We start from the raw sequence: 13,613 nt of genomic DNA on the forward strand, positions 1-13,613 counted from the left end.
GGCGCGGCAGCTGGATCGGGAGTAAATGTAGCAATGTCCGAGCACCGTGTAAAATTGACCAAGCGTCTCGTCGGCGACCTCAAGGCCGGTCCGAAGGAGCTCTTCTTGTGGGACAATGAAGTCCTTGGCTTTGGCCTGCGAATCTCGCCGGTGGGTACCATCACCTACATACTGCAATATCGCTTTGAGGGGCGCCAGCGCCGCTTCAAGATCGGGTTGCACGGATCGCCATGGACGCCGGAGACGGCGCGACAGGAAGCGCGCAGCCTGCAAGGTAAAATTGTAGACGGGAGCGATCCCCAGCAGGCGCGTATCAGTGAACGTCAAGAATTGACGATTGCCGAGTTGGGCGAGATCTATCTGACGGAATCGCTTGCGACGGCCAAGGAGACGTCGGTGAAGTCGGCGCGGAACAATATCGACAACCACATCAAGCCCCTCCTCGGATCGCGCCGGGCTTCGACAATCACGCGCGTCGAGGTCGAGCAACTGCTGCGCGATGTGGCGAGCGGCAAGACGGCACGCAAGGCGAAGGTGGGCTATCGGAAGCTTTCGCAGGTGCGCGGCGGTAAAGGTGCGGCCAATCAGGTTCTCACGGTGCTGAGCGCAATGATGGGCGTTGCCGTCGTGCGCGGGCTGAGAGCTGCAAACCCGGTGATCGGGGTGAAGCGGTTTCCAAGCAGGAAGATGGAGCGGTTTCTTTCTCCGGCCGAGCTTGGGCGCCTTGGCGAGGCGCTGGCCGCAGCCACGGCGCTCAATGTCGAAAGCCCCTATGCGATCGCAGCCCTCAAGCTGCTGGTGCTGACCGGCTGTAGGAAGCATGAGATACTGAAGCTCAAGCGCAGCTATGTGGACACATTCCATCGCTGCCTGCGGCTTCCCGACAGCAAGACGGGTGCGAAGGTCGTCCATCTCGGTGCTCCGGCGATCCGGATCCTTGCGTCCCTGGCACCGGTCGAGGGCAATCCGTATCTGCTGCCTGGCAAGAAGGACGGCACCCGTGTGACCGACCTGCAGGCAGTTTGGACGCGCATTCGCAAGACCGCCCGGCTTGAAGACGTCCGCATTCATGATCTGCGGCATAGTTTCGCGTCGATCGGCGCCTCGACCGGCGACAGCATGCTGATCATCGGCGCCCTGCTCGGTCATAGCAGCGCGAAGACCACGCAGCGTTATACCCATTTGTCGGACCATCCGCTGAAGTCTGCGGCCGAACGCATCTCCGACGAGATCGCCAGGCATCTTGAAGAGCATGGCGCGGAGGGGGTTACGAGCGCGCCGACGGCCAACGACGATCCGTTCGGAGCATATTGGGCGGGGGAAACGGCAGTGGACGATCCCAAAGGCGATCCCGTGCTCGGCGACGTGATCAGGACGCAGTGGCTCGACACCCGCGCAGCGGCGGTACGCCTCGGCTTTACGGTGGGGACGATGCAAACCTATCGCTGGATGGGGACTGGTCCCGCCTTTCGAAAGATCGGGCGTCGAGTCGTCTACTCGGCCGTTGCGTTGGATGCGTGGATCGCGATCCAGCGCGGGGAAGCGGAGTTCGTGCTCCGCGCCGCTTGAGCCGTCGCCTAGCCGCTTCAGCGTCGCCAGAGGGGCGTCAGGATGCGCGCATTTCCACAAGCGACCTGCTAGGAGGCAAATATATGAGTCACTCTGTTCCCGCGCTCGGTGGGGATGGTTATGCGGCGCTGCTGGACGAGCTGAAGGAACGGATCCGCACGGCTCGACTGCGTGCGGCAGTTACCGTCAACCAGGAGCTAATCCTGCTCTATTGGAGCATTGGCGACGATATCCTCGCGCGACAGAGCGCGGAGGGTTGGGGAACCCGCGTCATCGACCGGCTGGCACAGGATCTGCGGCGCGATTTTCCTGACATGACGGGGCTGTCCTCGCGGAACCTGAAATATATGCGTGCCTTCGCCGAGGCGCATCGCGATCGGGAGATCGTGCAACAGCTCGTTGCACGATTGCCGTGGGGCCATAACATCAAGCTGGTCGAGGCGATCAAGGACGAGGAAGAACGCCTCTGGTACGCGCGCCAGGCGATCGAGCATGGCTGGAGCCGGAACGTCCTCGCGCATCAGATCGACACTGGACTGTTCCGGCGACAGGGCAAGGCGCTCACGAATTTCGCGCGAACGCTGCCGGCACCGCAGTCTGACCTCGCTCAGGAACTGGTCAAAGATCCTTACAGCTTCGATTTTCTGGCGCTCGGCACCGAGATGTCGGAGCGAGAGCTCGAAAACGGGTTGATCGATCATCTGCGCGCTCTGGTCCTTGAGCTGGGCAAGGGCTTCGCTTTCGTCGGCAGCCAGTACCATCTCGAGGTCGGCGGCAAAGACTATTATCTTGACCTGCTTTTTTATCACCTGCGGCTGCGCTGCTTCGTCATCATCGAGCTGAAGATCGAGGACTTCAAACCCGAATTTGCTGGCAAAATGAATTTCTACCTCTCTGCGGTCGATGCGCAGCTCCGCCATGCTGACGATGCGCCGAGCATCGGCATCATCCTGTGCAAGGGCAAGAACGAAGTCATTGTCGAGTATGCCTTGCGTGATTCCCAGAAACCGATGGGCGTGGCGGAATACCGACTGTCTACGGCGCTACCGGAAGGGCTGCAGGCCGAGCTGCCGACGGTGGCAGAATTCGCGCGCGAGTTTCCGCTCATGTCCCTTGTCAAACTGCGTATCGAAATTGAACGCGAGCTGAGACGGCTTGTCGATGACGGCACCTCCTCCAGACCGCTTAGCATCGGACCGATGGTGGCCGAACTGCAAGAGACCGGGCGCCTTCCGGCGGATTTTCCCGCGTTCCGTCCCGCGATCGACGCCATGAATCGCGCCGCGCACGGGTACGACATCGATCCGATAGCTGCGGGGGAAGCCGCCGAGCGTGGCGCGGAGCTGCTCGCTGAGCTCCGTCGGACCAGGCTCGGCGAGGCGGAATGACCAAACCAGCGTCCATCGTCACGGAGGGTCGGTCCGATGGATGATTGGATCAGCTTTGCGGATCATTGGCAGACGCTGATTGCGGGCATCCTTGCGATCCTCGCGGCGCTTCTCGGTGCTGGACTGGTCTATCACCAGACACGCCAGACACGCGCGATCGAGGAAGACCGGCTGCAGCGCCGCAACGCAGCGGCGCGATCGACGCTGCCGCTCGTTCTCAGCAGCATCATGAATTATGCGCGGCAGGTCGCCGCGGGAATGCGGCAGCTCTATCTGTCGAGCGTTGGCAATCACATCGACCGGGACCAGCTACTCGCATGGGATATCCCCACGGTCCCCCAAGGTGAAACGGCTGCCCTGGCCACTGTGATCGAGGCCGCAGCGAACGACACAGCGGACGTCATCGCCGACCTTCTCGGGCACTTGCAGGTGCAATCCGGACGCATCCGCGAGATGCAGGCCAATGCCGCGGCCGGCACGCCCGGTCGCCGAAATATCCTCAAGACGGCGCTTGAGGAATATTTGCTGGACGTGGCCGATCTGCACGCGCGCTGCGAGCTGTTGCTCGACTATGCGCGCCGCGAAGCCGAAACGGTTCAGGCTAAGCCCGGCGCGGAAGACCTGCTGCGGGCACTGTTTCTGATGGGGTTTCACGAGACGGTGTTCGAGCGGATCAAGGCGACTGTCCGGCGCCGAAATCCGCAGCCAGTCGCTGAGTCCGAACCTTTCTGGAAACCACTGTGGCGGAGGTTGTTCAGTCGAACACCGATCGCACAGGATCAAACACAACAGTAAATGCCGGGGGGCGATGTGGTCGACCAACATTCTCAAAGCGACGGATCGACGAGCGAGGCTATGGTTTTTGCTGAGCTGCTGACATGGTCGAACGACTGTCCAGCTTGGCAACGCGATGCTCTTCGCCGGCTCTGTATGCAGGAAAAGCTTGAGCCGACTGACCATACTTCCCTCCTCGAAATCTGCAAAGGGGCCGTCGAGGCGCAGCCGCTGACGTCGGCCCACATCAGGGACAGCAGCACCAGCGGAGGCGACGTCTCCTTGAGCGCGCTTTACGCGCTCGAGCATGTCAACGCGCTTGCCGTCGGGGAGCGCCTGACGTTCAACAAGGCCGGCGTGACTGTCATTTACGGCGACAATGGCGCTGGAAAATCGGGCTATGCGCGGGTTCTGAAACAAGCCTGCCGTGCGCGCTCGCCCAAAGGCGAAACGATTCTCCCAAACATCTATGCGGCCAGCAGTGGTGTGCCCGCCGCCAGTATCGATTTCCATGTGGGCGGACAGAAACGTGAGTCCCGCTGGACACAGGGCAGCGGCGCCGAGGCGCTGCTCTCGGCGGTCAGTATCTTCGATAGCCGCACGGCCAATGTCCATGTCGAGAACACCAACGATCTTGCGTATACGCCCCTGCCCCTCAAGGTCCTGGCAGCTCTTGCGCAGACCTGCCAGGATCTGAAGTCCAAGCTCTCGGCCGAGATTGCCGCTCTGGAGTCGCAAACACCGGCGATCATCACGAACCCGGGATGCACAGCCTCGACCCCAGTCGGCCGATTGATGGCCGGCCTTACCGCGAAGACCACGGTCGCCCAGATTGATGCCCTTGCGGGATTGGGTGTCGAACAGACGGATCGCTTGCAGGCGCTTCAGGCTGATCTTGGCAATGATCCAGGCAGGGCAGCGCGCCACCTTCTGGCAATGCACGCAACAATCACCGCATTTGTCGCGAAGCTGAACGCGCAGGCCGAAGCAGTCTCGCCCACGGCAGCGGACGCTCTCGAACAAACGGCGAAGTCTCTGGTCACCGCGCGCGCTGCCGCCCGCGCGGCTTCGATTGACCTCTTCGCGAAAGAGCCCTTGCCCGACGTCGGGTCTGATGTGTGGCGGGCGCTTTGGGATTCGGCCCGCGCCTTTTCGGAGGCGTCCGTATACCCCGAACGGCAGTTTCCAGTGACAGAGGATGGCGCGCGCTGCGTGCTCTGTCACCAGGAACTCGATAACGAGGCCAAGGTCCGGCTCGGCAGCTTCGAGGCATTCATCAAGGACGAGAGCAAGCGGCAAGAGCGTGACGCTGCGGGTGCGTATGCGCGCACGAGGAATGCCGCGATCGCCGTGCTGATTTCGATGTCGAAAGTTCGGGCGATGGTGACCCTGCTTCGAGACGAACTCGCACAAACGACCCTTGCTGAAGCCGTTCGCCGGGCCGCCGTCACCGATGCATGGCGGTTGCGGGGACTGTTGCGTAAGGCGTCGCACGGGGAAACCGCCCAGCTGCCGCCAGCAACGACGCTGACACTTGAGCCGCTTCATGCGGTGAGCGACGAGCTGGCCAAGCGTGCAGCGACGCTGCAGTCCGAAACGGATTCGCCGGAGCGGTTGGCGCTGGTGACCGAAATGAACGGCTTGGCAGACCGCAAATGGCTGTCGATCGTGCGTGAGGACGTGCTGGCCCATATTGTCCGCCTCCAAGCTATCGCGGTGCTTGTACGCGCGACGAAGGATACCGCGACTAACCGGATCACCACGCAGAGCGCCGATATCGCGCGCCAACTGGTAACCAACCGGCTGCGTGGCCGATTTGCCCGTGAGGTCGAGAAGCTTGGTGTAGCGGGGCTCGCGATCGAACTGCAGCAGGCGAAGACCAACGCTGGCGTGCCCTATTTTCAGGTGCGCCTCATCGACAAGCCATCCGAGCCGGTGGGCAAGGTGCTCAGCGAGGGCGAACACCGGTGCGTGGCACTGGCCGCATTCCTTGCAGAATTGGCCACCATCGACGCCAAGTCGGCCATCGTCTTTGACGACCCGGTGTCGTCGCTCGACCATCTTCATCGTGACAAGGTCGCTGCGCGGCTCGCAGAGGAGGGCCGCTCGAGGCAGGTCATTGTCTTTACACACGACATGGCGTTCCTGCTGCTGATGGAGGAGGCCTGTCGGGCGACAAAGGATCGGACCGAAACCCTGATCGCCTATCGGCTGATCAGCCGCGGCGAGGAGGCGGTCGGCTTTTGCCATCAGGATCCGCCAGCGAATGTCATGCCACTCGACAAGGTGATCGAAGCCATGGGCAATCATCTCGCGAACGTGTCGGTCCATCATGCGCGTGGCGATCAGGCGAAATGGTCTCGGGAGGTGATTTCGTTCCAGGACCAGATTCGAACAACGTGGGAACGAGCCGTGGAGGAGGCGGTCTGTCCCGTCATCAAGCGGCTCGCGCGCAAGGTCGATACGACGGGTCTGCTGAAGCTCACTGTCCTGACCGCGGCCGATTGCACTGCCATGAGGGAGGCATTCGGCCGATGCTCGCTGCTCCTGCATAGTCAGCCTGGTGAGCTTAACCCGGCGTTGCCAGCGCCTTCGGCGATCGATCGCGAGATCAAGGCTCTGGCGAGTTGGATCGCGGACATTCGGCAACGCCAGGCTGCCGTTGCCTAGTCGTACGCCCCGCGCTTCGATCCGAACGGCTGGGTCGGCGAGCCGGACGCGGAAGCCACGCGCTCGCGCTACTGCTACTCCGCAAGCGGCGCTCGTAGATTATCATCTTCACACGCTGGGCTGGAAGGCTTTCCAGGATCTCGCCGTGGCGGTGGCAACGGAGGTGCTGGGAAAGCCCGTGGAGACATTTTTGTCGTCTCGCGATGGTGGACGTGACGGCGCTTTCGTCGGGGTTTCGGACGGGAGCAGGTCGACGATCCAGTGTAAGTTCACGAGCCGCCCGGATGCTACATTGGGCGCCGGGGATCTCACGGCAGAACTCTCGAAGGTGCAGTCACTGGCCAGCCGCGGGCTAGCGGATGACTATGTTATATTGACCAACCACGGCGTGTCAGGTGTTGCCGCCGCCGAGATCGAAGCTCGATTCAAAGCGGCCGGCGCCGGGACCGTCCGAACATTCGGTCGTGACTGGATCACCGCGCAGATCCGCGAGCGTCCACGCCTGAGGATGATGGTGCCGCGCGTCTATGGCTTGGGCGATCTCTCGCAGATCATCGATGAGCGGGCCTATCTGCAGGCTCAGTACATCCTAAGTGCGATGGGCGATGACCTGCGCTGCTTCGTGACGACAGATTCGCACCGCCGAAGTATCGAGGCATTGACGCGTCACGGGTTCGTTCTGCTCTTGGGAGATCCGGCATCGGGCAAATCGACGATCGGCGCGACATTGGCGGTCGGCGCGCTCGACGATGGGTGTGGCCGTACCGTGCGCGTCACATCGGCGGAGGAATTCAAGCGGCACTGGAATCCCAACGAGCCGGACCAGTTCTTCTGGGTGGATGATGCCTTTGGACCCACCCAGTATCTTCAGTCGCGCGTTGACGGGTGGAACCAGGAACTGCTGATGCTCCGGGCGGCGATCAAGGCGGGTGCACGCATTCTATTCACATCGCGTACCCATATCTGGGAGTCGGCGCGCCCCAATCTCAAGATCAGCCAGTTCCCCTTGCTGGGGCGGAGTCAGGTGATCATCAACGTCCACGGCTTATCGGACGATGAGCGTGCCCAGATCCTCTACAACCACCTCAAGATGGGCGATCAGCCCCCCGAAACCCGAACGATATTGAAACCGTTGCTCGCTGCGGCGGCGGCGAACGCCGGCTTCCTTCCCGAAACCGCGCGGCGGCTTGGGTCGACAATCTTCACGAATACGCTGAGGCTGGATCAGGCCGGCGTGATCGAGTTCATCGAAAAACCCGAGCCGTTCCTGCGCGAGGTGCTTGAGAATCTTGACGATCACTCACGCGCCGCGATGGCACTGATCTTCTTGCATGGTCAGGCCGGCCAACCGTCACCGCTCGAACCATCCGTGGCGTCCGAGACTGTCGAGCGCCTGCTCGGTGTCAACCTGCCAAGCATAGGGCGGGCTCTGGAAGCGATGAACAACAGCCTGACCCTGCTCGTTCAGCAGGAAGACGGGCCGCGCTGGATCTACAAGCATCCGACGATCAGCGATGCGTTCGCCACGCTGGTGGGAGAATCACCGGAATTGATTGAATTATACGTCGGAGGCGCGAAGATCGAACGCCTGCTGGACGAAGTGATCTGCGGTGCGATCGAGATTCAGGGCGCGAGCGTGCGCGTACCTTCGAAGCTCTACAGTTCTGTTCGCACGCGCATTGCCGAATCTCGAAGCGATTGGTTCGTGCGGCGCTTCTTGGCAAAGCGCTGCGATGGGCCATTCCTGAGAACGCATCTTGACCAAGAGCCGACACTCGTAGCGGCCCTCATCAAAGCAATTGGGTCGACCATGGCATATGATGCCAACACGGATCTCCTCGCGCGGCTGAACGAGGTTGGAATGCTTGATGAGGCGGACCGTTTGACCGCCGCCAATAAGATTGCCGAGCTGACGATCGATGTGGTGGACAGTTCGGTATTCCGCGACACCAATCTTGCTTCGATCCTTACCAAACAGGAGGTTGAGGCGCTGAGCGAACGGTTCCAAGCCGAGATCGTCGGCAATCTCGATGAGGTGATCAGGTCTTGGGAAGAAGATTGGTCAGTGGAGGACGAACGCGCTCATTTCGAAGATCTGAAAACGAGCCTGGAGCGCTACGTCATGTACTCTGCCGGCGAAGATCATTCCATCGTGCAGGCGGGAATCGAGCGGGTCGATGCCAAGATCACGGAGCTGGAGGAACAAGAGGATGAGCCTGTCGAGCGGCATGCGAGCCCCGTCAGCCCTGTCAGTCCTTCGCTGGCGCAACTCGCGACGATTTTCGACGACGTTGACGAGTAGAGGAGGAGGCGAGGAGCGTGGACCCTGACGATGAAGCCAGAGCCTTCCAGATCGCGCGCGAGCTGATCGCGAAGCACGGCGACGATGTAGCCGCCGTTCTGCAAGCAAAGATCGACGAACTGATGGCCTCTCGGGATCTTGAGCAGTTGTCGGCATGGTTTGTCATCAGAAACGCCGTCGCCCTCACTCTGGTATCGGACACGACGCTTCACTAGGTTAGGTGCCGATGATCGGATTGGACGCGTTCACCTCGAGCACCAAATCTGGGACGGATATGAAATTCATTCTCGCGTGCGACGAATCCGGTGCCAAAGGCTATGCGGACCAGGATGAGCAATACTCCGGACAGGTGGGGGTATTCGCTGGGTTACTGGTGCCGGAGTCCATCCTCGCCCAGACCGAAGCTGCATTGGAGGCGGCGATCGCGCCGCATCGAGGAACCGATGGCAAGCTCCATATCACCGATCTGCTGGCGCCCGCGCAGGCGTCCTTGCGGGAGGGTCTCTACGAAGCGATCCGAGCGTGCCGACTGCCATGCTTCTGGTACGCCATCCACGTCGCCGGCTTTCACGCCCATCACAACCGGATGATCGGATTGCTCGAAGATGCAGCCGACCAGGCCCGCGCCCTCGGGAATCTTGTGAAGACCGGTGCGCCGCGCGAGAAGCCGGATTCCCTCCATGTCGAGCTGTTCCGGGCTCTCTACGGGCATATGGTCGCCTTCATCGAGGAACGCTCCCCAGGCGAGGTCGAAATCGAAGCGCGCACTGATCCCGTCGATACCCCGATCGCGAAGTCTTTCCGGCGCGAAGCCGATCAACTGCTGGACACGGCGCCGCGGAAGACGGTCGCCAGCGGATTCGATCCCGTCGCGAACAAAGTCATCAAGCGCGAGATGCGTTTCGAAACTTACTGGCCAGAAGAGCTTCGCATCACCACGCGCGTAAAATCGCTCGATCTCAAAATCGTCAGCGATGCCGATCCTATCGTGGTGGCGGCCGATGTGCTCGCGAACAGCCTTTACCACCATTTCCGCAATCGCGGACCTGATCAACTCTATGCGGATCTCAATCGGCCGATCGCCGTGGCGGACCATCCGCTGGCAAAGAGCCTGGACGCGTTTTGTAACTGGGGCGGCGGCGATCTGGTCGGCGATCGGATGTTCCGGCATCCGAAGGCCAAACCGGTTGTTGACTGAACGACCGCAGGCTTAGGCTGACGGGTCGAACGAGAGCGATGCCGGGAGCACCCAATCCTCGCCGACGTAAGCGCCATACCGCCTGAGGATCGCGCGGGCGGTTCGAGACGTATCCCACACCAGCTTGTCTCCAGTCAGCACTCCGTTGAGATATGTGCTGATCGCAGCGAGCTGCATGTCGATGACGTCGTTGACGCGCAGATGCTCGGCCCGGCCGGTTTGGCGACCCTGCTGAACCCAGAGAATATAGTAGATCATCATGCACAGAGAGTAGCGGAATCCGAACATTCCCCTCGCTTCCGTGACCTTTATGCCCTTCAGTTTGAGCGGCGCGTGATTATCCACGAAAAACCGAGCCGTCGTCTCTTTCAGCAGCCGAAAAAGCGTTTGCTGCGTGTCGTCGCTGACGCCTTCGCCCGTTCGCAGTTGCCTTATCTGCGGCTGGGTGAACTCCTTGGTCATGCTGACCAGAGCATCCTCGAGGCCCTCCATCTGCTTCCCTAGCTCGGCGATTACATTGACCGCCTCCTCTTCGAGTTCCGCTATGCGGGCCTTCAGCCGATCAGGCGATGGTAGCGTCATAAGATCGGCGGAAATCTGGTCGAGCTCTATGCCAGCCTCGTAGTCGAACAGCCAATCGACATCCGTGGCAGAGGCTATGTTCAATTCCAGGATCTCGTACGTCTTCTTCATGACGAACACTTGAACGGGGAACTGCGACGTGATCTGGAGTGACTCCCGCGAGGTCGAAAGGGCGTTCCTTTTCCGCATCTCGATCAGGGTAAGATCTGACAGCGCTATGTGATGGTCGCGCGACGCGCTCAGATAGGCCTTGAGATCGGGATTTCGCAGTGCGTTGGAGTCAGCGAGCAACATTGCCATGCGCTACAAGTAGCTCCTGCCGAACAAATTTGATGCCGAGACCGGTCCGCTGAACCCTCTATTCTATCCTTCTCCGCCCATGGTGGGGTTCCACCAGTCAGGGAAACGGCCTCACGCCAGAGACCATAGATAGTCCTCTCGGGTCTGCTGGCCCAGCGAACCGTTGGCCGCGTCGATGACCCCGACCACCACTTTGCGGGCAAGGCGGCGCGCCTTGATGCGATCGATGCTGGGGACCTTGTTGGCGATCGCCCGTCCGTGGACGAACTTGCTGCGGAGCTCGAACAGAGCGCGGTAGTCGTCGGCCAGCTGGAGATCGCCGAGCAAGGCGGCGATCCGCCGGGCCATGCGTTCGTGGACCTTGAGCTTCTTCGCATGTGATGGACGCGGCCCAGTGAAATCCTCGTGCATCCCCAGCGCTGCCTCGATCGTCGTCATATGCGCCATGATCTCGTCCATGCCGTCACTAAAGAAGGCTCGGACCAGGAAGTGCTTGATCGGCGTCGTGAACAATACCGATGAAGACGCGATCTCCAGCTGCGCCCACCACCTCTGGCCGAACTGAGGCAGCTCGATCTCTGCCTCCTCGTAGAGAGAGACATGCAGCGGCACCTCGATTTCCACCTGCTCGCCGTCTTCCTCCACGTGGAAGGGTGTCCAGCTCAGCTGGTCCGCAGGTGGCACCTGCTTCGGCCGAATGAACAGGTCGCCGGTCTCGACATGGATCCAGGGGATTCGAAACGCTCGCCAGTCGCCGCTTCCGGTCGAATGCCAATCCTCCCACGGCGCCAGCAGGAGACCGAACAGCGCGTCGGTTAGTGCGGCACTATGTTCACCGGCATGCACCTCGATCTCGCCAAAATCCTTCTGCATGAGATGCTTCATCGGAAGGGCCCGTTCTGCAAAGCCCTCGGTCAGCAGCACCTCCTCCTCGACGACAAGCCAGTGGAATTGCGCCAGGCGGCTAACGTCCAGGGGCTGTGCGGGAAACAATCTCGCCAAGCGGGGCGCGTCGAAGAGTGCGGCAAGATCCGGCCGAGACAGGGATCCGACGAAGGCCCGGCCGAATTCCATGTCGGGCAAGGTGTCCGCCCAATCAAGCGGACTCAGATATCGTTGTGTGATCTTCATCGCCTCGAGCGCATGGACAAAACGCTCTGCAGCATCCTCCAGTGAGCCCACACGGTCGGACCTGGGCGGCTTGATTGAGCATGGGAGTCCAAGCGCCCGCAAGGCGTCACCCAGCGCAAAGGCCGAGCCGAGACCTGGCTCAGCTGAGGGATAAGTTGCCTCGCAAAATGCCTTCAGTGCTGCGAAAGCGGGGTGCTGGTACAAGTTGTCCGGACCGGGCGATTGCAGCCCCCAGAGTGGTGCGAGGACCGTGCGCATCGCTTCCACCTTGGCTGCGTTTGTCCCGTCGACGGGTGGATAAACTTGCGTCGTTTCTGTCATCGTCGCTCCTCGGGCATCGGGTCGCCGGAGACTCGCAGCTTTCAAGGACTAGATCGTTTCGGAGACCTGCACCGTGATGCTACAGCCTCTCGATGGAGTCCGTGCACCTCTTCTATTCCTGGCAAAGCGATCGCGACAGCAAGCTCTGCCGCAATTTCATTGAGGGCGCGCTCGAGGCCGCCAAGGAAAGGATCGAGACCGAGCGCGGCGTCGTCCTTGCAATCGACCGGGATACCAAGGGCGTGGCCGGCACGCCGCCGATCACCCCAACAATCCTGCGAAAGATAGATGCGTGCGACATCTTCGTCGCCGATATGACCTTCGTCGGCCGCGCCGAGAATGACGTCGCCGGCACCGGCGCCGGCAAGTTGATGCCCAATCCGAACGTCATGTTCGAATATGGCTATGCCCGCCATGTTCTGGACGACGAGCAAATCCTTCTGGCGTTCAATGCCGCGTTTGGATCTTTCAAAGAGTTGCCCTTCGATCTGGCGCTGATGCGCCGACCGACAGAATATTCGGCTGCGCCGGGGATCGCCGACGGTGCCCGGCGAAACGCGCGTGACGCCTATGCCGATCTGCTCGTGGATCACCTCGGCCAGATCATCGATTTCGTCCTCGGCAAACGACTGCTGGCAACGATGGACGACGAGACGCTTCTGGATCAGGCGCGGGGCCGTCTCGCGTTGCTCGACAGCAGTCGCCAGGCTGGCGAGGCGCCGGCCATTGTGTCCTCGCCCTGTCTCAAACTGGCTCTCGTTCCGCTCACGATCCCGCGCGATCATATCTTTGACAACGCCCTGATGAAATCGCTGCGGCCGAATTTCGTGCCCGTTGACTTCGCGAACAATCGCCGCATCGATACCGCGACGTCGCGACAATGGGCGAGCCACGATCCGCTTCGGCCGATTCCCGAGAAGCCGAACGACGAGGCGCGCTGGTCGACCAGAGTTCTGCGACCCGGCGCTTTTGAGACGCTGCAGACGATCGCCTATTTCGAGGGCGACGACACCATCACCGGCCTCGAGCTGCACAAACTCGAAGCGAAGATCGTGGATGGCGCCACGCGTCTCGCCCGTCTTGCGGTCGTGACCGGCTTCTCGGGACCCGCTCTTCTGGTCACAAGCCTGCATGAACTGGAGGCAGTGGAGCCTTATGCCGGGCATCGAAGCGGCAGCTTCGGACGTCGCCGTGACGTGTCGCTCGGCGAATTGAAGGTGGCGGCGCTCGAAGATCTCGACGCGCTGGCGCTCAAGACGATGCTCGATGGCCTTTGGATGGACGCCGGCTTCGACGACGGTTCACCGTCCTTCTCGTCCGGAGCGTGGGACGGCGCGCGCGGCGATGGACCCTATCGTCTCGATTGAAGCGTGCGCCT

Annotated in this window: 10 protein-coding genes; 8 read left to right on the forward strand and 2 right to left on the reverse strand. The window is 61.3% G+C overall.

What is annotated here, in order from left to right; genetic code table 11:
* Positions 1 to 33 precede the first annotated feature (33 nt).
* The 7 genes from ACVWZA_RS02220 (at position 34) to ACVWZA_RS02250 (ending at position 9,901) form a co-directional block, all read left to right on the forward strand.
* Positions 34 to 1,569, forward strand: coding sequence for a tyrosine-type recombinase/integrase (locus ACVWZA_RS02220; RefSeq protein ID WP_457309512.1), 1,536 nt, complete (start codon positions 34 to 36; stop codon positions 1,567 to 1,569).
* An 83-nt stretch (positions 1,570 to 1,652) separates the two neighbouring features.
* Positions 1,653 to 2,957, forward strand: a complete 1,305-nt coding sequence (locus ACVWZA_RS02225; protein WP_457309513.1) for a PDDEXK nuclease domain-containing protein — start codon at positions 1,653 to 1,655, stop codon at positions 2,955 to 2,957.
* Between the two features lie 36 nt (positions 2,958 to 2,993).
* Positions 2,994 to 3,752, forward strand: coding sequence for a hypothetical protein (locus tag ACVWZA_RS02230; RefSeq protein ID WP_457309514.1), 759 nt, complete (start codon positions 2,994 to 2,996; stop codon positions 3,750 to 3,752).
* A gap of 15 nt (positions 3,753 to 3,767) precedes the next feature.
* On the forward strand, positions 3,768 to 6,401 hold the full coding sequence (locus tag ACVWZA_RS02235; protein ID WP_457309515.1) for an AAA family ATPase: 2,634 nt from the start codon (positions 3,768 to 3,770) through the stop codon (positions 6,399 to 6,401).
* Between the two features lie 145 nt (positions 6,402 to 6,546).
* The gene (locus ACVWZA_RS02240; protein WP_457309516.1) at positions 6,547 to 8,703 is read left to right on the forward strand and encodes an nSTAND3 domain-containing NTPase; all 2,157 of its coding nucleotides are present in this window, start codon (positions 6,547 to 6,549) and stop codon (positions 8,701 to 8,703) included.
* Between the two features lie 17 nt (positions 8,704 to 8,720).
* A complete protein-coding gene (locus ACVWZA_RS02245; protein WP_457309517.1) occupies positions 8,721 to 8,918 on the forward strand; it encodes a hypothetical protein in 198 nt (65 codons plus the stop codon).
* Positions 8,919 to 8,977: 59 nt separating this feature from the next.
* The gene (locus ACVWZA_RS02250; protein ID WP_457309518.1) at positions 8,978 to 9,901 is read left to right on the forward strand and encodes a hypothetical protein; all 924 of its coding nucleotides are present in this window, start codon (positions 8,978 to 8,980) and stop codon (positions 9,899 to 9,901) included.
* Between the two features lie 12 nt (positions 9,902 to 9,913).
* On the opposite strand, the gene ACVWZA_RS02255 is transcribed toward ACVWZA_RS02250, so the two are convergent.
* Both ACVWZA_RS02255 and ACVWZA_RS02260 read right to left on the reverse strand, forming a co-directional pair.
* Positions 9,914 to 10,783, reverse strand: a complete 870-nt coding sequence (locus ACVWZA_RS02255; protein ID WP_457309519.1) for a hypothetical protein — start codon at positions 10,781 to 10,783, stop codon at positions 9,914 to 9,916.
* 111 nt (positions 10,784 to 10,894) lie between these two features.
* Complete coding sequence (locus ACVWZA_RS02260) at positions 10,895 to 12,235, reverse strand: hypothetical protein (RefSeq protein ID WP_457309520.1); 1,341 nt, start codon at positions 12,233 to 12,235, stop codon at positions 10,895 to 10,897.
* A gap of 101 nt (positions 12,236 to 12,336) precedes the next feature.
* Between ACVWZA_RS02260 and ACVWZA_RS02265 the strand changes: the two genes are divergently transcribed.
* Complete coding sequence (locus ACVWZA_RS02265) at positions 12,337 to 13,602, forward strand: hypothetical protein (protein ID WP_457309521.1); 1,266 nt, start codon at positions 12,337 to 12,339, stop codon at positions 13,600 to 13,602.
* Positions 13,603 to 13,613 lie beyond the last annotated feature (11 nt).

Source organism: Sphingomonas sp. UYAg733, from assembly GCF_054057355.1.